Annotated in this window: 23 protein-coding genes and 3 pseudogenes; 18 read left to right on the plus strand and 8 right to left on the minus strand. The window is 56.6% G+C overall.

The genetic code is table 11. From position 1 onward, the window contains the following. The first annotated feature begins 8 nt into the window (after positions 1–8). The 5 genes from CUR33_RS16125 to CUR33_RS16145 all read left to right on the plus strand — a co-directional run bounded on the left by CUR33_RS16125 (position 9) and on the right by CUR33_RS16145 (position 6,737). Positions 9–809 (plus strand): gamma-carboxygeranoyl-CoA hydratase, encoded by an 801-nt coding sequence (locus CUR33_RS16125; protein WP_289240301.1) that lies wholly within the window; start codon positions 9–11, stop codon positions 807–809. Further along, positions 806–2,767 (plus strand): acetyl/propionyl/methylcrotonyl-CoA carboxylase subunit alpha, encoded by a 1,962-nt coding sequence (locus tag CUR33_RS16130; RefSeq protein ID WP_289240302.1) that lies wholly within the window; start codon positions 806–808, stop codon positions 2,765–2,767. The genes CUR33_RS16125 and CUR33_RS16130 overlap by 4 nt, the downstream gene beginning before the upstream one ends. Positions 2,768–2,860: 93 nt before the next feature. Continuing rightward, complete coding sequence (locus CUR33_RS16135; protein WP_289240303.1) at positions 2,861–3,763, plus strand: hydroxymethylglutaryl-CoA lyase; 903 nt, start codon at positions 2,861–2,863, stop codon at positions 3,761–3,763. A 217-nt stretch (positions 3,764–3,980) separates the two neighbouring features. Next, entirely contained in the window at positions 3,981–5,936 is a 1,956-nt protein-coding gene (locus CUR33_RS16140) for an acetoacetate--CoA ligase (RefSeq protein WP_289240304.1), read from the plus strand. Positions 5,937–6,008: 72 nt separating this feature from the next. Continuing rightward, positions 6,009–6,737 (plus strand): substrate-binding periplasmic protein, encoded by a 729-nt coding sequence (locus CUR33_RS16145; protein WP_448703171.1) that lies wholly within the window; start codon positions 6,009–6,011, stop codon positions 6,735–6,737. Positions 6,738–6,765: 28 nt separating this feature from the next. Here CUR33_RS16145 and CUR33_RS16150 read toward each other — a convergent pair whose 3' ends face one another. Then, positions 6,766–7,995 (minus strand): PilT/PilU family type 4a pilus ATPase, encoded by a 1,230-nt coding sequence (locus CUR33_RS16150; RefSeq protein WP_169852844.1) that lies wholly within the window; start codon positions 7,993–7,995, stop codon positions 6,766–6,768. 143 nt (positions 7,996–8,138) lie between these two features. On the opposite strand from CUR33_RS16150, the gene CUR33_RS16155 reads away from it, so the two are divergent. The 6 genes and pseudogenes from CUR33_RS16155 to CUR33_RS16180 form a co-directional block, all read left to right on the plus strand. Beyond that, positions 8,139–8,417: a peptidylprolyl isomerase gene (locus CUR33_RS16155; protein WP_090253882.1), complete on the plus strand. Its 279-nt coding sequence runs from the start codon at positions 8,139–8,141 to the stop codon at positions 8,415–8,417. A gap of 6 nt (positions 8,418–8,423) precedes the next feature. After that, positions 8,424–8,792 (plus strand): MmcQ/YjbR family DNA-binding protein, encoded by a 369-nt coding sequence (locus CUR33_RS16160; RefSeq protein WP_289240305.1) that lies wholly within the window; start codon positions 8,424–8,426, stop codon positions 8,790–8,792. Positions 8,793–8,954: 162 nt separating this feature from the next. Further along, complete coding sequence (locus CUR33_RS16165) at positions 8,955–9,896, plus strand: LysR family transcriptional regulator (RefSeq protein ID WP_289240306.1); 942 nt, start codon at positions 8,955–8,957, stop codon at positions 9,894–9,896. Positions 9,897–9,985: 89 nt separating this feature from the next. Then, complete coding sequence (locus CUR33_RS16170; RefSeq protein ID WP_289240307.1) at positions 9,986–11,191, plus strand: MFS transporter; 1,206 nt, start codon at positions 9,986–9,988, stop codon at positions 11,189–11,191. A 525-nt stretch (positions 11,192–11,716) separates the two neighbouring features. Then, on the plus strand, positions 11,717–12,103 hold the full coding sequence (locus CUR33_RS16175; protein ID WP_090253889.1) for a hypothetical protein: 387 nt from the start codon (positions 11,717–11,719) through the stop codon (positions 12,101–12,103). 338 nt (positions 12,104–12,441) lie between these two features. Further along, positions 12,442–13,315, plus strand: a pseudogene (locus CUR33_RS16180) (transposase); the annotation flags it as partial. On the opposite strand, the pseudogene CUR33_RS16185 reads toward CUR33_RS16180, so the two are convergent. Beyond that, positions 13,276–13,557, minus strand: a pseudogene (locus CUR33_RS16185) (transposase); the annotation flags it as partial. The pseudogenes CUR33_RS16180 and CUR33_RS16185 sit on opposite strands and share 40 nt — an antisense overlap. Positions 13,558–13,774: 217 nt before the next feature. Beyond that, positions 13,775–14,209 carry a hypothetical protein gene (locus CUR33_RS16190; protein WP_143003826.1) on the minus strand — a complete coding sequence of 145 codons (435 nt, stop codon included), beginning with the start codon at positions 14,207–14,209 and terminating at the stop codon, positions 13,775–13,777. Between the two features lie 235 nt (positions 14,210–14,444). On the opposite strand from CUR33_RS16190, the gene CUR33_RS16195 reads away from it, so the two are divergent. Together CUR33_RS16195 and CUR33_RS16200 are read left to right on the plus strand one after the other, a co-directional pair. Beyond that, positions 14,445–14,747 carry a hypothetical protein gene (locus tag CUR33_RS16195; protein WP_289240308.1) on the plus strand — a complete coding sequence of 101 codons (303 nt, stop codon included), beginning with the start codon at positions 14,445–14,447 and terminating at the stop codon, positions 14,745–14,747. An 83-nt stretch (positions 14,748–14,830) separates the two neighbouring features. Beyond that, on the plus strand, positions 14,831–15,400 hold the full coding sequence (locus CUR33_RS16200) for a ParA family protein (RefSeq protein ID WP_289240309.1): 570 nt from the start codon (positions 14,831–14,833) through the stop codon (positions 15,398–15,400). Here CUR33_RS16200 and CUR33_RS16205 read toward each other — a convergent pair. Beyond that, positions 15,310–17,964, minus strand: a complete 2,655-nt coding sequence (locus CUR33_RS16205) for an EAL domain-containing protein (RefSeq protein ID WP_289240310.1) — start codon at positions 17,962–17,964, stop codon at positions 15,310–15,312. The genes CUR33_RS16200 and CUR33_RS16205 overlap by 91 nt on opposite strands. 452 nt (positions 17,965–18,416) lie before the next feature. Here CUR33_RS16205 and CUR33_RS16210 point away from each other — a divergent pair, with 452 nt between their 5' ends. Further along, a complete protein-coding gene (locus CUR33_RS16210; RefSeq protein WP_289240311.1) occupies positions 18,417–19,985 on the plus strand; it encodes a methyl-accepting chemotaxis protein in 1,569 nt (522 codons plus the stop codon). Positions 19,986–19,993: 8 nt separating this feature from the next. Beyond that, a pseudogene (locus CUR33_RS16215) lies at positions 19,994–20,126 on the plus strand (IS3 family transposase); the annotation flags it as partial. Positions 20,127–20,329: 203 nt separating this feature from the next. Here the strand turns inward: CUR33_RS16215 and CUR33_RS16220 are convergent. The 4 genes from CUR33_RS16220 to CUR33_RS16235 form a co-directional block, all read right to left on the minus strand. Then, the gene (locus CUR33_RS16220) at positions 20,330–20,458 is read right to left on the minus strand and encodes a hypothetical protein (protein ID WP_289240312.1); all 129 of its coding nucleotides are present in this window, start codon (positions 20,456–20,458) and stop codon (positions 20,330–20,332) included. 70 nt (positions 20,459–20,528) lie between these two features. Next, positions 20,529–21,191, minus strand: a complete 663-nt coding sequence (locus CUR33_RS16225) for a transmembrane anchor protein (RefSeq protein WP_289240313.1) — start codon at positions 21,189–21,191, stop codon at positions 20,529–20,531. 12 nt (positions 21,192–21,203) lie between these two features. Continuing rightward, positions 21,204–21,941, minus strand: coding sequence for a HupE/UreJ family protein (locus tag CUR33_RS16230; protein ID WP_121369466.1), 738 nt, complete (start codon positions 21,939–21,941; stop codon positions 21,204–21,206). 47 nt (positions 21,942–21,988) lie between these two features. Then, positions 21,989–22,348 carry a hypothetical protein gene (locus CUR33_RS16235; RefSeq protein WP_289240314.1) on the minus strand — a complete coding sequence of 120 codons (360 nt, stop codon included), beginning with the start codon at positions 22,346–22,348 and terminating at the stop codon, positions 21,989–21,991. A gap of 117 nt (positions 22,349–22,465) precedes the next feature. Here CUR33_RS16235 and mreA point away from each other — a divergent pair, with 117 nt between their 5' ends. Genes mreA through CUR33_RS16250 form a run of 3 tightly spaced genes read left to right on the plus strand, consistent with a single transcriptional unit; the run spans position 22,466 to position 23,949 of the window. After that, the gene (mreA, locus tag CUR33_RS16240) at positions 22,466–22,753 is read left to right on the plus strand and encodes a metal-sensing transcriptional repressor MreA (protein ID WP_045733414.1); all 288 of its coding nucleotides are present in this window, start codon (positions 22,466–22,468) and stop codon (positions 22,751–22,753) included. Between the two features lie 37 nt (positions 22,754–22,790). Beyond that, positions 22,791–22,985: a DUF3147 family protein gene (locus CUR33_RS16245; RefSeq protein WP_289240384.1), complete on the plus strand. Its 195-nt coding sequence runs from the start codon at positions 22,791–22,793 to the stop codon at positions 22,983–22,985. Positions 22,986–22,992: 7 nt separating this feature from the next. Continuing rightward, entirely contained in the window at positions 22,993–23,949 is a 957-nt protein-coding gene (locus CUR33_RS16250; RefSeq protein WP_289240315.1) for a tyrosine-type recombinase/integrase, read from the plus strand. The last annotated feature ends 86 nt before the right edge of the window (positions 23,950–24,035 follow it).

The raw sequence follows: 24,035 nt of genomic DNA on the forward strand, positions 1-24,035 counted from the left end.
GACAGACCATGACCGACTTCAACACCCTCGAACTGCAAACAGACCCACGCGGCTTTGCCACCCTCTGGCTTAATCGTGCGGACAAAAACAACGCCTTTAACGCCGAGATGATCCGCGAGCTGATTCTTGCCCTCGACGCGGTGATGGCCGACAAAACCCTGCGTTTCCTGCTGCTGCGCGGCCGCGGCAAACACTTCTCCGCCGGTGCCGACCTGGCCTGGATGCAGCACGCCGCGACCCTGGACTATAACGCCAACCTGGCTGATTCGCGTGAGCTGGCCGAGCTGATGCACAACCTGTATCAGCTGAAGATCCCGACCTTGGCCGTGGTGCAAGGCGCGGCCTTTGGCGGGGCGCTGGGTTTGATCAGCTGCTGCGATATGGCCATTGGCACCGTTGACGCCCAGCTGTGCCTGTCCGAGGTACGCATCGGCCTGGCGCCGGCGGTGATCAGCCCCTTTGTCGTGCAGGCCATCGGCGAACGCGCCGCTCGCCGTTATGCCCTGACTGCCGAGCGTTTCAGCGGCCAACGCGCCCAGGAACTGGGGTTATTTGCCGAATGCTATGCCGCCGATGCCCTGGAGCAGGCCGTGGCCGAGTGGATCAACACGCTGCTGCTTAATAGCCCGCAGGCCATGCTGGCGAGCAAGGATCTGCTGCGTGAAGTCGGCAGCGGCGTGCTAACCCCAGCGCTGCGCCGTTACACAGAAAACGCCATTGCCCGCATCCGCGTCAGCCCCGAAGGTCAGGAAGGTCTGCGGGCCTTCCTGGATAAACGCAAACCCGCCTGGCAGGAGCCACAAGCATGAGTCTCAAGCCTATCGACACCCTACTGGTGGCCAACCGTGGCGAGATCGCTTGCCGGGTGATGCGTACGGCCAAGGCCATGGGCATCCAGACCGTGGCGGTACACAGCGCCATCGACACCAGCGCCCGCCATGTGCGCGAAGCCGATCTGGCGGTGAATCTCGGCGGTGCCAAGCCGGCGGACAGTTACCTGCGTATCGACGCGCTGATCGCTGCGGCCAAAGCCAGCGGTGCCCAGGCGATTCACCCCGGTTATGGCTTTCTTTCGGAAAACGCCGACTTTGCCCGCGCCATCGAAACCGCCGGTTTGATCTTTCTCGGCCCGCCCTCCTCGGCTATCGACGCCATGGGCAGTAAATCGGCCGCCAAGGCGCTGATGGAAGCCGCCGGCGTACCGTTGGTGCCCGGTTATCACGGCGAAGCACAGGATGTGGAAACCTTCCGCACTGCCTCGAACGCAATCGGCTACCCGGTACTGCTCAAGGCTGCTGCCGGTGGCGGCGGCAAGGGTATGAAAGTGGTCGAGGTTGAGAGCGAACTGGCCGAGGCTCTGGCCAGCGCCCAGCGCGAGGCGCAATCGTCGTTCGGCGACTCACGCATGCTGGTGGAAAAATACGTACTCAAGCCGCGCCATGTGGAAATCCAGGTATTTGCCGACCAGCACGGCAATTGCCTGTACCTGAATGAGCGCGACTGCTCGATCCAGCGTCGCCACCAGAAGGTCGTCGAAGAAGCACCGGCCCCGGGTCTGTCAGCCGAACTGCGTCGCGCCATGGGCGAGGCTGCGGTCAAGGCGGCGCAAGCCATCGGCTATGTCGGCGCCGGCACCGTGGAATTTCTGCTGGATGAGCGCGGCGACTTCTTTTTTATGGAAATGAACACCCGCCTGCAGGTCGAGCACCCGGTTACCGAGCTGATCACCGGCCTGGATCTGGTGGCCTGGCAGATCCGCGTCGCCCGTGGTGAAGCGCTGCCGATCACCCAGGAGCAAGTGCCGCTGATTGGCCACGCCATTGAAGTGCGGCTGTATGCGGAAGATCCGGACAACGACTTTTTGCCTGCCACCGGCACCCTGGCGCTGTACCGCGAAGCCAATGCCGGCCCAGGTCGCCGGGTAGACAGCGGCGTTAGCGAAGGCGATGAAGTCTCGCCCTTCTATGACCCGATGCTCGGCAAACTGATCGCCTGGGGCGAAAACCGCGAGGAGGCGCGCCTGCGCCTGCTGGCCATGCTTAAGGAAACCTGCGTCGGCGGGGTTAGAACCAATCTGGCCTTCCTTACCCGCGTACTGGCCCACCCGGCCTTTGCCAATGCGGAGTTGGATACCGGCTTTATTCCACGTCACGAAGCACAGCTGCTGCCTCCGGTAACCGAGTTACCGGTCGAGTTCTGGCAACTGGCTGCCGAAGCCTTTGTGCAAAGCGAAGCGCCGCTGCAGCGGCCCGACGACTACCACTCTCCCTGGTCACGTAATAACGGCCTACGCCTGGGCCTGCCAGCGGAAACCGATCTACATCTGAACTGCCAGAGCGAACGCCAGGTAATTCGCCTGCGACATGCTTCGGTTTACACCGTACAGCTGCAAGGCGAAGTCCTGCAGGTGGAGCGCGACGGCCTGCGTCAGCAGCATCTGGCGATTCGCCGCGGCGACAGCCTGTATCTGCACTACGCCGGCGAACTGCGCAGCATTCAACGCGTCGACCCGATTGCTGAAGTTGAAGCCGGCCATCAGCATCACGGCGGCCTGACGGCACCGATGAACGGCAGTATCGTGCGGGTGCTGGTGGAAGCCGGCCAGCAGGTCGAAGCCGGTGCTGCGCTGGTGGTGCTGGAAGCGATGAAGATGGAACACAGCATCCGCGCGCCGCATACCGGAACCGTAAAGGCGCTGTATTGCAGCGAAGGCGAGATGGTTAGCGAAGGCGCGGTACTGGTGGAGCTGGAAGAAATCAGCGCATAACCTTTTGTAGGAGTGCCTTTAGCCAAGCTCGCCGCTAAAGCGCCTCCTACGACGTTGAGCGCGATACTCATCGAGACGAACAACGAGGCAACGATGAACCTACCCAAACAAGTCCGCCTGGTCGAAGTCGGCCCGCGCGACGGTTTGCAGAATGAGAAACAGCCGATCAGCGTGGCCGACAAGGTGCGCCTGGTCGATGACCTGTCTGCCGCAGGCCTCGGCTATATCGAGGTGGGCAGCTTTGTCTCGCCCAAGTGGGTGCCGCAGATGGCTGGCAGCGCCGAGGTGTTTGCGCAGATCCAGCAACTACCAGGTATTACCTACGCGGCGCTGTCTCCCAATCTGAAAGGCTTTGAAGGCGCACTGGAAGCGGGCGTTAGGGAAGTTGCGGTGTTTGCCGCGGCTTCGGAAGCCTTCTCGCAGAAGAATATCAACTGCTCGATCAGCGAGAGCCTTGAGCGCTTTGTCCCAGTAATGGACGCCGCCAAGCAGCATGGAATTCGCGTGCGCGGCTATGTGTCCTGCGTACTGGGCTGCCCCTACGACGGCAGCGTGCCACCCGAACAGGTGGCCAGCGTGGCCCGTGAGCTGTATGCCATGGGCTGCTATGAGGTTTCCCTGGGCGACACCATAGGGGCCGGCACTGCCGGAGCTACCCGTCACCTGTTCAACGTGGTCGGCCGCGAGGTGCCACGTAATTTGTTGGCCGGACACTTCCACGACACTTATGGCCAGGCTTTGGCCAATATCTACGCCAGTCTGCTCGAAGGCATCAGCGTATTCGACAGCTCGGTTGCGGGTCTGGGCGGCTGCCCTTACGCCAAAGGCGCCACCGGCAATGTTGCGACCGAAGATGTGCTGTACCTGCTTGAGGGCCTGGGCATTGAAACCGGTATCGATATGGGCCGGCTGATCACCGCCGGCCAGCGTATTTGCGCGGTACTGGATAAGCCCAATGGCTCGCGTGTGGCGCGGGCCAAGCTGGCCAGCGCGTAGTTGTAGGTAGTGCGTAAGGTTTTATTTACGCACTGTAAAGCAGCGCCGTCAGGCTTACTGCCCGCTGCCTGATGGCGGTGCAAAGCGACTACAGCAGCTGCTGCTAGCGATCAGCGCGAGCGCTCAACAACTCGACGCAAGCCCTCCGCCAGCCAGTAGGCTTGCAGCAATAAGCCGGCTAACCGCGCCGGCATAACAAGAATGATGAGGAAGCACGATGCAACAGCCCCTGTGGACGCCTTCTGCCGAACGTATTGCGGCTACACGGATGGACAGCTTCCGCCGCTTCGTCAATCAGTACCACAGCCTGCAACTGGCCGACTATCCGGCCCTGCACGCCTGGAGCGTGGCGCAGCGCGAGGCATTCTGGCATGCGATTGTCGAGTTCTTTGAAATACGCTTTAGCGCCCAGCCCGAGGCAGTGCTGCAAGAAAGCAGCGCCATGCCCAGCGCTCACTGGTTTCCCGGTGCAACGCTGAACTTTGCCGAACACCTGCTGCGCCGCCGCGATAACCACCCTGCCCTGGTGGCTATCGGTGAAGACGGTTCCCGCGAGCAACTGAGCTATGCCGAACTGGCCGCCCATGTCGCTGGTTTGCAACGCAGCCTGCGCGCTGCCGGCGTGGGTATCGGCGACCGCGTTGCCGCTTTTATGCCCAACACCTGGCAAACCCTGGTCGGCATGCTTGCCGCCAGCAGCCTGGGCGCCACCTGGTCGAGCTGCTCGCCGGACTTTGGCACCCAGGGCGTGATCGACCGCTTCGGCCAGATCGAGCCCAAGGTGCTGATCGCCGCCGCCGGCTATCGCTACGCCGGCAAGAATCTGGATCTGACCGCCAAGCTCAACGAAATCCTCGAGCGCCTGCCCTCGCTTGAGCAGTTGATTGTGGTGCCCTACTCCAACACCCAGACCAAAGCCGACGACTTCCATTCGGAGGCCAAAGTTGCGTTGTGGCAGGACTTCTACCAGGCCGGCGGCGAGCCCGAATTCACCCAGGTACCGTTCGATCACCCGCTGTATATCCTCTACTCCAGCGGCACCACGGGCGTACCCAAGTGCATCGTGCACGGCACTGGCGGCACTCTGTTGCAGCACGTCAAGGAACTCGGCCTGCACACCGATCTGCATGCCGACGACACGCTGTTCTACTACACCACCTGCGGCTGGATGATGTGGAACTGGCTGGTTTCCGGCCTGGCCCTGGGCGCGACTCTGGTGCTGTTTGACGGCTCGCCCTTCCACCCCGGTGCCGAGCGGCTGATCGACCTGATCGATGCGGAGAACATCAGCATCTTCGGCACCAGCGCCAAGTTTCTCGCTGCCCTGGAAAAAGCCGGGGCCAAGCCCGGCAGCACGCACAAACTGCAACGGCTTAAGGCGATTTTGTCGACCGGCTCGCCGCTGTCTCACGAGAGCTTCGAGTACGTCTACCGCGAGATCAAAGCCGATATCTGCTTATCGTCGATCTCCGGCGGCACCGATATCGTCTCCTGCTTCGCTCTCGGCAACCCGGTGCTGCCGGTGTGGCGCGGCGAGCTGCAATGCAAGGGCTTGGGCATGGACGTGCAGGTGTGGAACGACGCTGGCCAAGCGGTTACAGGCGAAAAAGGCGAATTGGTCTGCGCGCAGCATTTCCCCAGCATGCCGGTGGGCTTCTGGAAAGATGACGACGGTAGCAAGTTTCAGGCAGCCTACTTCGAGACCTTCCCCGGTATCTGGGCCCACGGCGATTACGCGGAAGTCACCGCCCATGGCGGCCTGGTGATTCACGGCCGCAGTGATGCAGTACTCAATCCCGGCGGCGTGCGGATCGGCACCGCGGAGATCTACCGCCAGGTGGAAAAGGTCGAAGCCGTGCTGGAATCCATCGCCATCGGCCAGGAGTGGGATGATGACGTGCGTGTGGTGCTGTTTGTCCGTCTGCGCGAGGGCATCGAACTGACCGAGGCGCTGCAAGCGCAGATCCGCCAGGTAATCCGCGCCAACACTACACCGCGCCATGTGCCAGCGAAGATCATTGCGGTGGCGGATATCCCGCGCACCATCAGCGGCAAAATCGTCGAACTGGCGGTGCGCAATGTGGTGCACGGCAAACCGGTGAAAAATACCGACGCCCTGGCCAACCCGCAGGCGCTCGAGTTGTACCGCGACCTGGCAGAACTACGGGACTAAAGTACCAAAAACTCCAACCGAGCCAAGCGCACGGTGCTTATACTCCAAGTCAGTCGTTGTTGGAGTGCTGCCGTGGCTGTGCGCTGGATCTGTCTCGCTGTACTGCTAACCTCGCTGAGCCTAAGCGCAACAGCACAGGAACCGCTGGAGCTGCATATGCCGGACGCGCCGCCGCTGACCTTTGTCAGCTTTCAGGGGGGTTACGGCATGGTCGGCGATGTGGCATTGGCCGCCATTGCCCGCGCGGGGTATCTCAGCCATATCCATGTAACCCCCTGGGCTCGGGCCCAGCAGCGGGTCAGCCGTGGCAACAACCTGCTGATTATCCCGCTCTCGCGCACGCCGGAACGGGAAGCGCTGTACACCTGGATCGCCCCGATCTCACCGCTTGAGCGCGCCTTCTTCAGCCTCGACACTCCAGTGGCCAACTTTGCCGAAGCGCGCCAGCGTTACAAGCGTATCGCCGTCGGTCTGGGCACCGCACAGATGGAAATACTCAAGCGCGAAGGGTTTACCGATAAGCAGATTGTCAGCCTCAAGCTTGGCGATAACCCCGCACGCATGCTCGAACTCGGTCGCGTCGATGCCTGGTTTACCGGGGTGCCGGAAGGGTTGTACCTGTGGCCGAAAAGCGACAATCGGCTGCAGATGAGCCCCGTGATGGCCAGTACCGATCTGTACCTGGCCTGCTCCAAAGCGTGCGACGCAGACTTGCAGGAAAATCTGCGCAAGGCGGTCGACGCGCTACGCGCCGAAGGCATGATCCAACGTATTCAGGACGCCTACCAACCCGCGCGCTAACAGCAAACATCCGTGTCGCCAGGGGTGTTTAAATGCCTTTGCGTCCGGGGTCCTCAGGCAGCTGCTCCTCTTCGATATCCTCCAGCTTCAACTCCAGCCCCCACTCGCCCGCCGAGGCAGCGGGTGTCGAAGGCGCTACGGGTGTTGCTGCGGCGGCCACTGCAACGGGGGCTGCGGCAGGCGCCGAGGCTCCGGGGTTATCACGATAGAGTTTGAGCTTGAGGCGCACGTTATTCGCCGAATCGGCGTTTTTCACCGCTTCTTCTTCATCAATCGAGCCATCGTTGACCAGGTCGATCAGCGCCTGATCGAAGGTTTGCATGCCGAGGTTTTTCGACTTTTCCATGATCTCCTTGATCTCGGAAAACTCGTTGCGTTTGATCAGGTCACGAATGGTCGGCGTGCCGAGCAGCACTTCCACCGCCGCCCGGCGCTTACCGTCGATGGTCTTGACCAGCCGCTGGGAAACAAATGCCTTGAGGTTGTTACCCAGGTCATTGAGTAGCTGCGGACGTCGGTCTTCCGGGAAAAAGTTGATGATACGGTCCAGCGCCTGGTTGGCGTTGTTCGCGTGCAGCGTGGAGATTGCCAGATGGCCGGTGTCGGCAAAGGCCAGAGCATGTTCCATGGTCTCGCGGTCGCGAATTTCGCCGATCAGAATAACGTCCGGGGCCTGACGCAGGGTGTTCTTCAGCGCAGCATGAAAGCTGCGCGTATCCACGCCCACTTCGCGCTGGTTGATGATCGACTTCTTGTGTTTGTGCACATACTCCACCGGGTCTTCGATGGTGATGATATGGCCGCCGCTGTTGCGGTTGCGGTAGTCGATCAGCGCCGCCAGCGAGGTCGACTTACCCGATCCAGTGCCACCGACGAACAACACCAGCCCGCGTTTTTCCATCACCGTCTTGAGCAGCACTTCCGGCAGTTTGAGGTCTTCAAACTTGGGGATATCCATCTTGATATTGCGCGCCACGATCGACACTTCGTTGCGCTGTTTGAAAATATTGATGCGAAAGCGCCCAACACTGGCAATTGAGATCGCCAGGTTCATTTCCAGCTCACGCTCGAACTCCTCACGCTGCGCGCTATCCATCACCGAATCGGCAATCGCCGCCACCTCGCCGGCCTTTAGCGGTTCAGCACTGAGTGCCTTGAGCACGCCATTAAACTTGGCGCAGGGCGGCGCCCCGGTGGAAAGATAAAGGTCGGACCCGTCCTGGCTGGACAGGATTTTGAGCATGGCGTTGAGGTCCATAACGAGCTATCCCGTGAGTTGGATGTATTACGTTAGGCCAAGTTTTCGCATCGCTCCTGAGAAAATCGGAGCGTGCCTGGTTCAGGCGCTAAGCGGTTGAGAATACTGGCACAATAGGTTGATTGAATTCCGAGGAGCCCGTCATGGCTAAGGCAATGGCCCGCCACATTCTGGTGAAAACCGAAGCAGAAGCCGCTGCGCTGAAAAAACGCATCGCCGCTGGTGAAGCCTTCGATGTGCTGGCACGCAAGTACTCAACCTGCCCCTCCGGCAAGAAAGGCGGCGATCTGGGTGAAGTGCGCCCTGGGCAGATGGTGCGCGCTATTGATCAAGTCATTTTCAAAAAGCCGGTACGTGAAGTGCACGGTCCGGTGAAAAGCCAGTTTGGCTACCATCTGGTGCAGGTTTTCTACCGCGAGTGATCTGCTATGACGCCCGAACACGTTGCTGCTTTTTGCCTGAACCTGCCGGGTGTCCGTGAGGACATTAAATGGGGCGGCGTGCGGGTATTCTCAGTGGCGGAGAGCAAGATGTTCGCCCTGTTTCACTTGGGCAGCCATGACGGCCTAGCCTTTAAGGTGGATGACGATCTCTTCCTTGGCTATTGCGACCGCCCCGGCATCCGCCCTGCTCCTTATCTGGCCCGCGCCCGCTGGATAAGCATGGCCACACCCTACCCGCTAAGCGATAGCGAACTGCAAGCCCTGCTAACGCGCTCCCATCAGCTGGTGGTCGGAAAACTACCCAAACGCCTGAAGCTAGCACTGCAGCTTGACTCGCCAACAGCGGACGGATGACTACCGTAGGCTCTGTGCGCGGCTCGGATGCCCGGCGCAGAGAGAGCAACGACGATGGCTTGGCGGAGCAAGCTGACAGGTCATGTCAGAAAGCTGCCAGCAGTCTTCACTGATCAGCTGAGTTAACCTGCTCAGCATTCAACTGCGATATAAGGCCGCCACGTGTTCTCCTCTGAGCGTTTGAAAGGCATCGATGTTTTCGTCTGCGTCGCCGAACTGGGCAGCTTTACTGCGGCGGCAGAGCGCCTGAGCCTGACCAGCTCGGCGGTGAGTAAAGGCATTGCACGGCTGGAAAGTCGCCTCGATATACGCCTGTTTGAGCGCACCACGCGCCGATTGGCACTGACTGACGCAGGTACAGCCTTCTACAGAACCTGCACCCGCGTGCTCTCAGACCTTGAAGAATCGGAGCTGGCTCTGCATGCCGAGTTCCTCGAACCGCGCGGAAGTATCCGCATCGATCTGCCGGCATCCTATGGACGCTTGCACGTGCTGCCGGTCATCCTGCACTTCGTGAAGCAATATCCACTGTTGACGCCGCATATTTCCTTTACCGACAGCTTTGTTGAACCGGCTGATCAGGGCATCGACCTGCTGGTGCGCATCGGCGGTTCAGACGTGTGGCCGACGACCTTGGGCCACCGCTACCTGGGTGCTGAGCGGTTGATCTACTGCGCCGCCCCCGAATACCTGTCCAGGCGTGGCATGCCGACCACTGAAGCCGCGCTTGAAGAGCATGACTGCGTGCTCTACGGCCTCAGTAATGGCCTGGTTAGCCCTTGGTATCGAGAAGGCCCACAGCCCGGCGACAAGAAGCGTCTAATCATGCCGGCACGCATCGCCGTGGGAGATGGCGAGGGTGAAGTACTGGCTGTGCTGGCAGGCTATGGCATTGCGCAATTGCCCACGTGGCTGGTGCAAACGCATTTAGATAGCGGTGCCTTGGTTGAAGTGCTGCCGCAGCTGTCCAGTGATGGCCTGCCGATGAACTTGGTCTGGCTGAAAAAGCGCGAAACACTGCCCAAGGTAAACGCACTGTTAGAGGTCTTAGCCAAGTGTTTATCCCCAGGTGGCCACACATTGCCGACACCACCAGATAAGTGAATTCAAATCAGTAATTACTAGAAAAAACGCCACAAATAGACCACTAAAGAATCAATACCATAACGCCCTCCCTAACCAAGAGCGTCGTTATGCGTGCTATCGATTCACCCCGCCCCCAGGTTATGGCTGCGGCAGGCTCTGCACTCAGCATTATCATCCTGGCCATCTCGGCTTTTTTGATCGTAACCACTGAGTTTCTGATTATCGGCCTACTGCCCGCCCTGGCCCGTGACCTCGGCGTTTCAATTGCCGCAGCCGGCCAGCTGGTCACGCTGTTCGCCTTTACAGTCATGCTCTTCGGCCCACTCCTTACCGCCGCCCTCGCCCACCTGGACAGAAAAAAGCTGTTCATCGCGATCTTGCTGGTCTTCGCATTCGCCAATGCTCTGGCGGCACTGTCTTCGAACATCTGGGTGCTGGCTCTCGCACGTTTTATCCCTGCGCTGATGCTGCCGGTCTTTTGGGGCACGGCCAGTGAAACGGCAGCCCAGCTGGCCGGCCCAGCCAAAGCAGGCCAGGCCATTGCCCGGGTCTACCTGGGCATTACCGCTGCGCTGCTGTTGGGTATTCCATTGGGGACGCTGGCGGCTAATGGGATTGGCTGGCGAGGCGCCTTTGCGCTGCTGGCTGGGTTGTCACTGCTGATGGCGGTGGCTGTACTGATCTTCATGCCTACTGTCGCGCGTAGCGAGCGAGTTGACTTCCTGAAACAGGCACGCATTTTCAAGGAGCCGTTGTTTCTGGCCAATGTCGCACTGTCGATCATTATCTTCAGCGCCATGTTCGTTGCGTACACCTACCTGGCCGACATGCTGGAACGCCTGGCTGGTGTGGCTCCGGCAGATGTCGGGTGGTGGATGATGGGGTTTGGCGCCGTCGGCTTGATTGGCAATTGGATGGGCGGCAAAGCGGTGGATCACTCGCCACTCAACGCCACGGCTTTGTTTGTGGCACTGCTTGCACTGGGAATGGCAGCAGTGACGCCTCTTGCAGGAGCAGGCGTACTCGTGTGTATCGCGCTCGCGCTGTGGGGCATTGCCAACACGGCGCTGTACCCGATTTGCCAGGTCCGAGTCATGAACTCGGTGGCGCATTCTCAGGCGCTGGCAGGCACAACCAACGTGTCCGCGGCCAACGCCGGGATAGGGATCGGTGCGGTGGTCGGCGGCCTAACCATCCAAACCGCTGGCATAGCACATGTCGGCTATGTCGCGGCAGCCGTTGCCGGTGTGGCGTTATTAATGGTTCCGTGGGTCCATCGCCTGGCAACGCGCGCGACCCACTGCACTGACTAACGTGCTGCCAGCCGTCGACGTTCACAAAGTGTACGCATGAGTGGCTGATACTCGTCGCGCTCAAGGGCAATCGCAGCAGATAACCGCGTCGAACAGACACTCCGCCTGTCCATCCGCTGCCTTTTGCGGCCGTAAACCGCTACAATCGCGCCCCTTTCGCGCCCCTTTCGCGCCCGTGCGCCCGTTTATCTGGACCAAGATTCGTGATCTCCACCGCCAACATCACCATGCGAGAAATTGTGTGTTTGGGTGAGTACCTATGTGTAGGAAACATGCGGCTTTCAGCCACTTGAGTACCCAGTAAAACTCACTGTTTGGTATCAAAATTGGTATCGGATTTGGTTACTTACTACCCCTTTTGATTATCTCGAGGGATCACCCCTCCCCCCCAGCAGCAAAGCTGTATTTCGGACCCTCAGCCTACCTCTCGACCTCGACTTGCAGTTTTCAGAATGAATGGAAACTGGAACTGCCAGACCAATCTGGCTACCCACGCAAGTGGGCCTTCCAGTCGAGGTGTAAGTCATGCTGAATACTCTGATCGCCACACTCACCAAATCCCTGCTCCGCCCAAAATTCAATCCTGTCTACCAGACCAGGGTTTATCCGCGATTGGGCGAGATGGTCATCGTCCATGACTCGCTGGACTTTGGCCCCATCGCGACAGCAGACGATCTAAAGCCGATCGACGACTTCTGGCTAACCGATGAAATGCCTATCACCGGCCTGCTCACCCATAACTACTGCGAAAACGTGTTTGCCTTCGACTCGCTACCAGGCATCAATCCCGCAAGCGGGTTGCCTATGATGGATGGGCTTCTGGACGTAGCGGGAAACCTCTACGGGATGAGTGATTTTCATTGCGAAAGCGATTTCACCAACACGTCATTGGGCACCGACACTTTTATTTAAAAATGCGCAATCGGTGTTGCCCTAAAGGCGCTTGAACCACCTGGATAATGCGATTTGGCTTTTTCCACCTGAATACAAGAGGTAGAAACGATGAATACAGCTGACGGTTTGAGTGACGAGGAGCTCGACACTTGGGCAGACATTTTCTACCAAGCAAAAATTGGCGGAGTTACAGAGGTCACGTTCAGTCAATTCCTCAGCTGCCCGTTTATGCACCTGAGCTCAGCGTTTCACAAGGTGGATAGGCCCGAGAACGGAAAGTCGCACCTCCGCCTGGCATACTCGAATGCCCCATCACCAAAGATCAGTCAAGCGCCGAGTATGGCGAAACCTTTGCAATGTGGACTACCCCCGATCCGGTAGACATCCCCGGCCTATGCGAAAGCCTCGACGACTACGTCAGCGATACCAATCCAGTTCGGGTGGTTGACGTTTTCGTCGATGAACTCGACTTGGTCAAGCTAGGTTTTGATGGCGTCATTCCAGCCGAAACCGGCAGACCTGCCTACCACCCTGCGATCCTGCTGAAGATCTACATTTAAGGTTACCTCAACCGTATTCAATCGAGCCGACGTCTTGAGCGAGAAGCCCAGCGCAACGTCGAAGTCATGTGGCTAACCGGGCGTTTGATACGCGATTTCAAGACCATCGCCAACTTCCGAAAAGACAACAGCAAGGCCATTCGCGGCGTCTGCCGCCAGTTCGTTTTGCTCTGTCGGCAGTTGGGGTTGTTTGGCGAAACTTGGTTGCCATCGACGGCAGAAAATTCAAGGCAGTGAACAACCGTGACCGCAATTTCACCAGCGCCAAACTGAAGCGGCGCATGGACGAAATCGAGGCGAGCATCAGCCGTTATTTGGCTGCACTCGATGCGGCTGATCGAAAGATTCCTAGCGCCTCCGCGCCAGATACTGCCAGCCTGGAAGATAAAATCGCCAAGCTCAAAACGGAGATGAAAGAGCTTCAGGGGATCGAAACTCAACTCAACGATCCCCTGACAAACAGGTTTCGCTGACCGGCCCGGATGCCCGTTCGTTGATGACGCGCGGCAGCGGTATCGTCGGCTACAACGTTCAGACGGCTGTCGATACGTAGCACCATTTAATAGTTGCTCACGAGGTCACCAACAGCGGTTCCGACCGTGACCAACTCTGTTCAATGGCGAAGCAGGCTCGTGAAGCCATCGCCTTGAACTTGCTTCCATCAATGGCAACAAGCGCTTCCGAGAACAAGCCAAGCTGCTGGCACAGCACCACGAACTGCCGACAGACACCGCAGATTGCCTTGCCGTTATCCTTGCGGAAGCTAGCGATGGTATTGAAGTCCGGCATCAAACGTCCGGTCAGCCACATCAACTCAACGTTGCACTGAGCCTCGCGTTCGAGACGACGACTGGACTGGATGCGGTTGAGGTAACCGTAGATGTAGATCTTTAGCAGGTCGGCAGGATAGTAAGAACGGCACTTCGAGGAACTTCGAGAAAGGGATGTCGAGTATCTCAGCGACTTTGGCCTGCGCGAACATGTCGGCCCAGGTATCCAGCTCTTCGTTGCTCATGAGGTGGGTGACTTGCTATTCGTTCATGGAGTTGCTCCAAGTGGTGATAGCTCAACTCTACCCCCACTTGAAAATATGCAGCCCCGCTTAGATCGGGGAATCAACCACCTCCATCTAGGTCGCCTTAGCAAGGTATTCCAGCTTGGTAATGATCACCCGAGCATCGCCGATCAAATCAGCTTTTTCTCGGATAATCATCAGCAGCGGATCGAGCCGGGTCAGAACTAAACTATGAAAGGAATCGACCCTTCCGAACGCGGTAGTGCTCTGCTTGTAGCTTTTGCGATTCTTGGAGGAATTGTTCAGCGTGAGGCGCTCGAAGGCCACACAAGCGACACCATTCGCTGTGTAGTGCTTCATTTTCTGCCAGTCGACACGAAGACGATTGGGTGCTTCACGAACAGCAAATGTACGGTACAGGGTAATCTTGCGATCAGCAGCCTCTTTCCAGAGACCATCCCGAAGGTCTTTAACCTCATTCCTGAGGATTTCATCGGCGGCATCCAGCATCCCCCGCTGTGTTGCGCAATAGCTCTCAATTGTTTGCAATATGATATTCCTTCTTAATGCACCTATTTAACGGCGGTGCTATAGCAAGCACGATGTCTAGAAGCCCCTGAAATCGCTGCACTGGTGGGCTCTTGGCGGCCCAGCTGGAGCCAATGTAATTGGCAGGGTTGTGGAGGCTGATATTAGAAAGCACAGTCAAAATCCTGAAGCACCCCCGCCGATGGCTGGTGGTCACCAACGCCTATCTGGGTAAGCACTCGTAATGAGCATCTGTATGAAAGCATTTCTTGGCGGAGTGCTCAGAGGGTCCGCTCACACCAAAATTCGTCACATCATGCAGACCACCTGCATTCAACAGGCTATTGCCGATCGCTGGCAACGCCATCACCCCGAACAATGGCGACTCAAGCACATCCACTGGTTCCTCGATATCCATCTCAAAAACTCATCTCAAGAAACTCGGTATAGGTATTGGCTGACCCTGCAAGTGATTTTGGTGCGGCTGGGAAAAGCTCGAGACTGGAAACCTCGGCTTAAGGGTAATTGGATAAGCCGTGCCGGATCCAAAAATGCCTAGTCGCTGTAGCAACAGTTGCATTTTCAAAAGCCCTGACACGATGCCTATGACCTCATACATCACAGCTCATAGGAGATCAGCATTTGATCATCGTCATTGGTAGCAACAAAGGCGGCGTTGGCAAAACAACGCTTGCCACCAACCTGGCCGTAGCATTTGCAATCCGGATGAACAAGGCGGTGCTCGTTGATGCGGACCCGCAGGGGTCAGCTCTTTATTGGGGCTCAGTAAGACAGCAAAAACAACACTCACCATTTGTTCATGTCGCACAGCGACGAGGAAACCTAGTTGACGCGCTGAAGGTTTTAAGCCGCCAAAACCAGGTTGTAATCGTCGATGTGCCCGGTAGAAACAGCCCTGAGCTGATCAGTGCAATGTCCGTTGCGGACATAGTCATTTCTCCTCACGCTTGCAGCCAACTGGACCTGGAGACCCTGCAAGAATTAGAGGACCAGGTCCATGCTCTTCGGCCGTTGAATCCAAAAATACGGGTGTTGATTTACCAATCGATGGGGACGACCAACCCAAAGATTCGACAACGTGAACGAAGTGATTTTTGCAGCTATGTCAGCGTGTTTGAAGTGCTGACCTCCAGAGCTGAGAGAGACGTGACCTCGAAGTCCGCCACAGCAACCGGCTTGCCAAACAGATAACCTTGAAAGTGCTTACATCCGCTATCGCTCAGGGCATCACGCTGAGCCAAGGTCTCTACGCCCTCAGCAATGACTTCGAGATTAAGACTATGCGCCATAGCCAAGATGGCGCGAACTATAGCCAGACCGCTCGTGTTTTCAGGTAAGTCACGCACAAATGACTGGTCGATCTTCAACTGATCGAGCGGCAACTGTTGAAGGTAAGCCATGGACGAATAACCGGTACCGAAATCGTCGATGGAAAAGCGAATACCCATCTCACGTAGTGACTGCATGCGCATCACTGCCTTGTCCTTGTCAGTGAGCAACAGTGACTCAGTTATTTCGAGCTTTAGGCGCTGTGGGTTGGCCTGGGTTTCATCCAACAAATGCTTAATCAGATCGATAAAGTCATCCCTGTAAAGCAGTCTGGAGCTAATGTTAACTGACAAGCTCAAAGCAGCTCGCTGCGGCTGGTTTGCCCAGCGGGCAAGGAGCTCGCAGCCCTGGCGCAGGGTTGCAAGATCCATCACCTCAATAAGGTCGCTGCGTTCAGCGATCTCGATGAATACGCCGGGCCCCAAAACGCCATGCTGGGGATGCTGCCATCGCACAAGGGCCTCTGCACCTTCGAGGTGCCCATTCACCCCAGCCTGTGGCTGCAAGTAAATGACAAACTCTTCTTCGGCTAGGCCGCGACGAATATCTTCTTCGAGTTGCAGGCGCTTGCTCACCACAGCCTGCATCTGCGGGTCGTAGAAACTGAGTGCGTTCTTGCCCAGTGCTTTTGAGCTGTACATGGATAAGTCCGCATGCTGCATCAACTCATCTACCGAGTGGTGAGCATCATTGAACATCACAATACCCAAGCTGGCGCTATTGTTGAACCGATGACCGCTGACTAAATAAGGCTCACGCAACGCCTGCAATAACTTGATACCTATGTGCTCAACCTGGGTGCCTGCCTCCTCGGCACAGGACTCCAAACCCTCCAACAGGATTACAAACTCATCCCCACCAAGACGTGCCACGGTGTCCTGTTCTCGAAGCGTTTCAGTAAGGCGCTTGGCCACCTGGCATAGCAGCTCGTCGCCGACTTGATGACCATAAAGGTCGTTGACGTTTTTGAAGTCATCCAGATCAAGAAAAATTAGTGCGCCATACATGCCTTTCCGGCCGCACAAGGCCATCGCCTGTTGGAGACGGTCACGCAGCAAGCGCCTATTGGGCAAATTAGTCAGTGGATCATAGAAGGCCAGATGCTGAATTTTCTGCTCGGCACTTTTGCGCTCAGTGATGTCGGTGAGGGAAGCCACGTAGTTAATGACCTGGCCCTGCTCATCTCGTACGGCGCTAATTGTTAGCCACTCAGGGAACACTTCATTGTTTTTACGGCGATTCCAGATCTCACCCTCCCAGAAGCCGTTTTCAGTGAGCGTTTTCCAAAGCTCTTGGTAGAACTCAGGGGCTTGATGGCCAGAGCCAAGCATGCGGGTTGGCTGTCCTATAACTTCAGTTTCGGTATAACCGGTGATACGCGAGAACGCTTTATTGACTTTGATAATCCTAGTTTGAGCATCGGTTATTATCATGCCTTGCTGGGACTCGAAGGCGATAGCAGCAACCCTTCGATCCAGATCATAAGCAATCCGGTCAGTTATATCCCGAGCCATAAGCACCACTGCACGACGGCCCTGAATAAGCGTATCTAAGCGACGCGCACGCGCTTCGAAGGTGCGATGACCAACCTGGGTTTGCATACCATATTCGATGGTTTGTGGGCGGTCACTGGCCAGAGTACGGCTTATAAATTTAAGGAATAAATCTGCCTGGCTTGCCGGCAGTACATCTTGCAGACGCTTTCCAAGTAACTCCGCAGCCCCAGTAAAAAGCAGGTCATTGTCTGGTGTCTTGATTTTCAGGTAGCGCCCATCCTCATCGAGCACCAGTGATAAATCAGGTACTGCTTCAGTAATCGCACGCAAATATGCCTCGCTCTGCCGCAAAGCCTCGCGGGCTTGTCTCTGTAGCTGAACATCCCTTAACAACAGACCTAGGAGCAGCGTTGCGGGTATCAGCACGGCAACAAGGGGCAACAGTGCATGCTTAAGGAACAAGGCAAAATGGTCGACTGGTAGTAGCGCCAGGTTCAACACCTGCAAGCCTTGAAGCACAACTCCAAATACCAGCAGTGAGCCAATATTAAAGGGTACCCATCCCCGCCGATGTATGTGACTAAATGCCAGCCCCATTAGCACCGGCATCAATATATTGAGCAGCCCAGGGACAACACCTATACCTCCTAGCCAAAGGCGAAAGAAACCTGCCATGCAACCTGCAATCGCGCCAACCAGTGGCCCGCCGAAGAACGCGGCCATACTCAGCACTACCGTGCGGCCATCGAAAATTATCCCATCAGTCAGCACCAATGGGATTTTCATCCCGGCAATACAAACTGCGCCGAATAATAGGCCCGCGCAAACTTTACCCAGCCGCTCATACCCGTCCAGATACCGCATGGTCATCCCATGCAGCCAGCACAGTGCGATCAGCAGGGTTATGTTCTCGATAAGGTCTATAAACATTCAATCATCCACTGCGTAGAACGAGGTAAACCGACGGTTAAGAAGCGTAACGGTATCAATTTGACAGCGCACACTGACTCGCAATTGTAGGTAAAAGTAGCTTACCTAAAGCTTTGCCAGGCTAGCTCATGAAGCATTTCGTTCATTCATGGCTTCAGCCATAAAAATCTGTCTTAACCCGGATTCTGCTTTTCTACATACAAGCTTCCGCAATTGGTAGAGGGCTCGAAAACCATGCTGATATGAAGCCGGCTGAGTCAGCAGCACGTAAGAATGTGCCTGCTGGCTTCTGGGCCGACGTCTACGTTTGCGATTCAATCACTTGGATACGGCCTCATTATTTAAAAGACGCAGCCGAATATTAAAGGAGGGGCCGCACCGCATTCCGGCGCCGGCCAGTGGCTACATCACGCAAATGGTATCATTGCGCCACTACGAAGAGGCTTTAGTAAATGCGTAAAAATCTCCCCCTAACAGGCCGCGAGCGAAGCTTTGATCAGTCGCAACGACTCATTTCAGCAACAGACGCGTCGGGAAAAATCCTCTACTGCAATGATGAGTTTGAGGCGGTAAGTGGCTTTACTCGGGCAGAACTGATTGGCAGCCCACACAACATCGTCAGACACCCCGACATGCCACCCTCTGTCTATGAGCACATGTGGCAATGCCTCAAGGCCGGAAAGTGCTGGATGGGGATAGTGAAGAACCGCTGTAAAAACGGTGATCACTACTGGGTTGAAGCCTACGTTACGCCGATCACTGAGAGCGGTAAGTTGATCGGGTACGAATCGGTTCGAACGAAACCGAGCCTTGAGCGCGTAAACAGGGCAAGCGCGCTGTACGACAGCATCAACGAAGGCAAGCTCAGCTCATCATCCGCAGACCATTTTAGGTCATTGCTTGGGCAACTTTTTGCCCCTATTGCCATAGGCCTTGCCGGTGCGGCTCTAATAACCGCTATGGGCGCAAGCTTATGGATGGCCATCATTCCGCTTTTTAGTGCTCTAGCTGCGGGCCTTATGGCAGTAAGACGTTTGCAGAATCGCGTCAACGCTGCTTTGGGTGAAGTGCCGGATGCTTTCGACAGTGAACTGGCCGCCAAAGTATTCACTACAGATAAGGGCGTTACAGCCAAGCTGCGTATGGTTTTAATCAGTGAAGCAGCACGAATTCGAACCGTTCTTACACGCTTGGGTGATTATGCCGAGCAGACTAGTCAGGGTGCTGCGGATGCTCAAACGCTTGCCAGCAAGACCAGGCATGCGTTGGCAGAACAGCGTGCTGAAGCCGATATGGCAGCAACAGCCATGACAGAAATGACCGCCTCGATTAACGAGGTAGCCGCCAATATCCAGCTCACAGCTGAGGAAGCACAGAGCGCCTCTAGGCTGGTGGCACAAGGGAGTGAAGTAGCTGACACAACGCTAAAAGTTATTGAAGCCTTATCCGTAACAGTGGATCAGGTCACTAGCGCAGTCGAAAGTCTTGCAACCGAAACGGACTACATCAATACCGCCGCGAGTTTGATCCAATCAATCGCGGATCAAACTAATTTACTCGCGCTAAACGCTGCGATTGAGGCAGCACGGGCCGGCGAGCAAGGCCGTGGTTTTGCTGTTGTTGCTGACGAAGTACGCTCCTTGGCACAAAAAACAAGGGAGTCCACTGAGTCTATTCAGAAGATCATTAGCACCTTGCGCAATAGCGCAATAAACGCAGTAGAGATCGCCCGCAAAGGTAATGAGGACGCTGAGAAGGGCGTCCAGCGTGTCAGTGAAACACAGCAAGCCCTTGAAGGAATAAAGTCAGCCATGGAGCGCATAAGTGCCATGAGCCAGCAAATGGCTGCGGCCGCAGAAGAACAAGCCCACGTTGCTGAAGATATTTCACGACAGATCAACCACATTGCTGAGGCTGCTGATGAGAGCTTGGAGAATGCCTCCAAGGCTAGTGACAGGGGGCAGGAGTTAGAGAAAACCGCGTCAGATCTCCATGGCCTGACGGAGCGCTTTAATACCTAGGAAACTGTTTGCCAGAAGCGTGTGGCAAGCATCGTGTTGCATCAATTGATGCGCCTGGAAGGGCTGCGCTCGCAGAAAAGGTACCGTCGTCTACCGGGACGCTATGGCGGTAAGCCGCCAATGTTGAGGCGCGCTTCACCAAAAACGTCCGGCGCAGCCAGTTTTTTCTGAAGCTCGCGGAGCAACTGGTGGTAAGCGTACGGGCAAGGCATCTTGCGCAGGTCAGGCTGGTATCCACTGATGCGGCAACAGTTGCTCAATCTCGCTAGCCTTCTGCGTCGGCAGCCGCGTCAGTCACGTACAAGTAACGGCTCCTTGCACGTGACAACACTGCACTTCAGTTCTTAGTCGTGAGAGTGGCCGTGGCTTTCGACTTCAGACTGGGTTTCCGGCTCGTCGCCGCTACATGCCGACAGTAGGCCAAGCAGGCAAACCAGCAGCAGGGAGCGGCTCAGGGTAGTTGTGGTTTTCATCATGTATTCCTTTCAATTTCGATCAGGGATATAGAAGCCCCAGCGCCTGATGACGCCGGGGCTTTTTGCCTTAGATAACTCGCTTGACGCTCAGGTACTCGCCCTTGGTCTTTAGCGTGATGGTCACGTCGCTGTTGCTGCGATTGCGCCAGAACCAGCCGTGGGTGCCGTCGAAAATAGCGGTGAATTCACCTTTATCCCCCGTGATCTGCTTGGCCTTGCTGTAGCTGTGGTAGTAGCCCTTGGGGCCGTTGTAGGGCTCGCCATGGGTGTCGTGGTTGACCGGTACGCCATTGGTCGTCCACTCGTAGCTGACAGTGGCCTTGTCCAGCATCTCCAGCTTGATTTCACTGGCCTCGCCCGGCTTCAGCGTGACGGTCACTTCATCCGACTTCAGTGCTGGCTCAGGCTCAGCTACGAGGGCGGCCACAGGTGCTGCTACAACAGGCTCTTTAACTACCGGCTGAACAGGCACGGGAGCTTGAGCGACTGGAGCCTCAGCTGGCTGAACCGCTGCATCCGCTGCCGCTTCTTCGGCCAGGGTTTTCTTCATTTCGCCCATCTGGGTCAGGCCGAGTACGCGACCAACGCCCGTCGGGTCGATGGCGTACTCCGAAGGCATCACTACGGTGACGAGCAAGGCAGCGGCAACGCACACCGCGATCACAGTGGAGCGCAGCAGCTGGCCGCTGGTAGGTAATTCGCTTTGAGTTGGAAGCTTGGTATTGAACATGCTGAGAATTCCTTACTGAGAGACGATCAGGCCGGTGAGCTGGTAACCCATCAAGAGGAAACCGGCGCTCATCATGGCGACGTTGGCGGTGTAGGCATGGCGCCAGAAGCTGGCGGTGCGTCGCCAGTAGCCCATGACAATCAGGATGGCGCTCAGGGCCAGGAGCTGGCCGATTTCGACGCCGACATTGAAGGCGATCAGGTTGGTGATCAGGCCGTCAGCCGAGATCTCGTATTCCTGAATCTTGGTCGCCAGACCGAAGCCATGCAGCAAGCCAAATATCAGCGTGGCCGCTTTGGTGTTCGGCTGGTGGCCGAACCAGCGCTGGAATGCGCCTAGGTTATCCAGCGCCTTGTACACCACCGAGAAACCGATGATGGCGTCGATCACATAGGAGCTGATGTTGATTTCCGCCAGTACGCCCAACAGCAGCGTCACGGTGTGACCCACGGCGAACAGCGTGACGTAGAGCCCCACGTCCTTCAGGCGGTAGAGAAAGAAGATCACCCCGAAGAGAAACAGCAAGTGGTCGTAGCCGGTGATCATGTGCTTTGCGCCCATGTAGATGAACGGCAGCACCATCACCCCGGAGCTTTCCTGGATAAAGCCCTTGTCGCCCTCGGCGACAGCGTGGGCCAGAGCGTCAGGCATGCCGAGAAACAGCAATGCCGTGAACAGCAGCAACAGTAGTAACGAGCGATTCGGGCGCACGACAGATGCGTCCATTGCGCCCATAGATAGCGAATGCATGGTTGAGTCCTAAATTAAAGGGGTCTTGGGCCGCACAGCGGCCTGTGTCAGAGCACGAATGTGGCGCGCGGTGGCCGCTCGATCAGGAAGATCGGACTTGGAGGAATGGAGTAGCGAGGGGCTGGTATCGGCTGCGTACGTTCTGGCAGCGTGCTGATGCTCAGCAGCGCGGTCAGGTGCGGTGTTTCATGCAGATGGTCGGCGGTCAGCGGCGAGTGGCAGTGATCCCCGTAGGCAGCACAGGCCAGCGTCTCGTCACCATGCGCATGCGAATGAGCACCGTCATTGCCACTCAAGGAAGGCTGGCTCGATCCCATAAACAGCGCAGAGGTATGTCCAGCCCAAGCCATCAATATGGCGAGAGCAAGGGAAAAAATCACCTTGGTGCTGATGGGATTGCTGAGCATGTTGTGGTTCTTTCGATGCCTAAGCGGGTGGTTTTCTGGAGGGGTGGTTGGTTTGACCATATCCCCCCAGGGGGGATAGCATGCGAGCGTAATTCATCGACGCACGAGACTCAAGGCATGAGCGATCACGAACACGGCCACCAGCACCAAAGTCATGGCGACATCATCAAAAGGTTGAAGCGTGCGGAGGGTCACCTGCGCAGCATCGTCACCATGATCGAAGACAGCCGGGCCTGCGTCGACATCGCTCAGCAGCTACATGCCGTGGAAAAAGCCGTCTGCCAGGCCAAGCGTGTTCTTATCCAAGACCATATCGACCACTGCCTGGAACATACGGTCGAAGCACTTGCGATAGGCGAGCGCGCATCACTCGAAGACTTCAAGCAAATTACCAAGTACCTCTAAGTAAAAGGCATCCACAATAGCGTTCAGGAGATGCAAGATGGCTTGGGTTATCAGCAAATATTTCCTGACAGCAATCGTGGTCGTTGTGGTCTCGGAAATCGCGAAGCGTAGTGACAAATTTGGGGGCCTTATTGCGGCGTTGCCCCTGATTACCGTACTGACGCTTATCTGGCTACTTTGGCGATACGCCAATCAATCAAGTGACGATTCAAGATCTCAGACTGTTTCGTAACCACTTGGTGAAACCCGAGAACGGCTCCAAGGGGCTGTCACCGAAGACGGTTAACGACGTACTGACCGTTGTGCGCGGCGTCTGGTCTGATGCCGCATCGAATGCCTATATCCCCAAAAATCACATGTTAGATATCCACAACCATGAGGTGAAGTACAAAAGCCTGGCAGACCCGTTCACGCGTGCAGAAATCGCACGTATCCAGCATGCAGACCCTAAGAGACTGCTTGAAGCACGGATGGTGGTCATGAACTGCTGGATTGGTCTCTCGCGCTCTGAGCTGATGGCGTTGGCCCGCGAGGATGTGGATCTCGATAACGGGGTGATCCATGTCCGCCGCGCCTATGTGGATGGAATCTACCGCATTCCTAAAGAGGAAAAGCGTGAGCGCTTTGCTGAGCTGATTAAACCAGCAGCTGAGTTGATGAAACTCATCTTGGAGGATACCGCTGCCTGCATGCCGCAGCCGATTGAGGTTACTCAGCGGGATAATCTCACCAGCGAGTCTGAGCGTGTCACCTTTCTATTCAGGGACTGGACGACGGGAAATGCGTGGCGCCCTGACCACCTGGATGAGTGGTTCAAAGAGCACCTGGTCAAGTCCAAGGTGAACCACCGGGGCATCAATCAATGCCGCCATACGTTTGCGAGTCAGGCCCTATCAAGCCACGTTAGCCTGGAGTGGCTGGCGAAGCAGCTGGGTCACGCTGACATCACAATGATTAAGAAACACTATGCAAAGCTGATCCCGGCTGACACCAAACGGATGGGCAGTGATGTGTCTGAGCAGATGGGATTTGGGGAGGAATGGAGCGGTGTATGCGGTTTGGGGGAACAGGTTTTTGCCCCCATTTGCCCCCAACTTTGCCCCCAAGCGTTTTTTCACTTTCTAAAAGACAAGAAAAAGCCCCGTAACTCATTGAATTACGGGGCTTTTCTGTATGGCGGGAAGATAGGGATTTGAACGCTAGTAGTAAACTTTGTACACCGCTGCAGGCCGCAGAAAACCTAGACGAAAGAATTCCTTAACGGTCTAGAAAGGCCCAAGGC

This window comes from Pseudomonas sp. FEMGT703P, assembly GCF_002786345.1.
GTDB classification, from domain to species: domain Bacteria; phylum Pseudomonadota; class Gammaproteobacteria; order Pseudomonadales; family Pseudomonadaceae; genus Aquipseudomonas; species Aquipseudomonas peli.

Coding starts and splice junctions, on each gene's coding strand:
- CUR33_RS16130 (WP_289240302.1), top strand. CDS start 806: ATGAGTCTCAAGCCTATCGACACCCTACTGGTGGCCAACCGTGGCGAG.
- CUR33_RS16170 (WP_289240307.1), top strand. CDS start 9,986: ATGCGTGCTATCGATTCACCCCGCCCCCAGGTTATGGCTGCGGCAGGC.
- CUR33_RS16155 (WP_090253882.1), top strand. CDS start 8,139: ATGGCTAAGGCAATGGCCCGCCACATTCTGGTGAAAACCGAAGCAGAA.
- CUR33_RS16225 (WP_289240313.1), bottom strand. CDS start 21,191: ATGTTCAATACCAAGCTTCCAACTCAAAGCGAATTACCTACCAGCGGC.
- CUR33_RS16210 (WP_289240311.1), top strand. CDS start 18,417: ATGCGTAAAAATCTCCCCCTAACAGGCCGCGAGCGAAGCTTTGATCAG.
- CUR33_RS16230 (WP_121369466.1), bottom strand. CDS start 21,941: ATGCATTCGCTATCTATGGGCGCAATGGACGCATCTGTCGTGCGCCCG.
- CUR33_RS16220 (WP_289240312.1), bottom strand. CDS start 20,458: ATGAAAACCACAACTACCCTGAGCCGCTCCCTGCTGCTGGTTTGCCTG.
- CUR33_RS16135 (WP_289240303.1), top strand. CDS start 2,861: ATGAACCTACCCAAACAAGTCCGCCTGGTCGAAGTCGGCCCGCGCGAC.
- CUR33_RS16125 (WP_289240301.1), top strand. CDS start 9: ATGACCGACTTCAACACCCTCGAACTGCAAACAGACCCACGCGGCTTT.
- CUR33_RS16150 (WP_169852844.1), bottom strand. CDS start 7,995: ATGGACCTCAACGCCATGCTCAAAATCCTGTCCAGCCAGGACGGGTCC.
- CUR33_RS16175 (WP_090253889.1), top strand. CDS start 11,717: ATGCTGAATACTCTGATCGCCACACTCACCAAATCCCTGCTCCGCCCA.
- CUR33_RS16205 (WP_289240310.1), bottom strand. CDS start 17,964: ATGTTTATAGACCTTATCGAGAACATAACCCTGCTGATCGCACTGTGC.
- CUR33_RS16195 (WP_289240308.1), top strand. CDS start 14,445: ATGAAAGCATTTCTTGGCGGAGTGCTCAGAGGGTCCGCTCACACCAAA.
- CUR33_RS16140 (WP_289240304.1), top strand. CDS start 3,981: ATGCAACAGCCCCTGTGGACGCCTTCTGCCGAACGTATTGCGGCTACA.
- CUR33_RS16235 (WP_289240314.1), bottom strand. CDS start 22,348: ATGCTCAGCAATCCCATCAGCACCAAGGTGATTTTTTCCCTTGCTCTC.
- CUR33_RS16245 (WP_289240384.1), top strand. CDS start 22,791: ATGGCTTGGGTTATCAGCAAATATTTCCTGACAGCAATCGTGGTCGTT.
- mreA (WP_045733414.1), top strand. CDS start 22,466: ATGAGCGATCACGAACACGGCCACCAGCACCAAAGTCATGGCGACATC.
- CUR33_RS16160 (WP_289240305.1), top strand. CDS start 8,424: ATGACGCCCGAACACGTTGCTGCTTTTTGCCTGAACCTGCCGGGTGTC.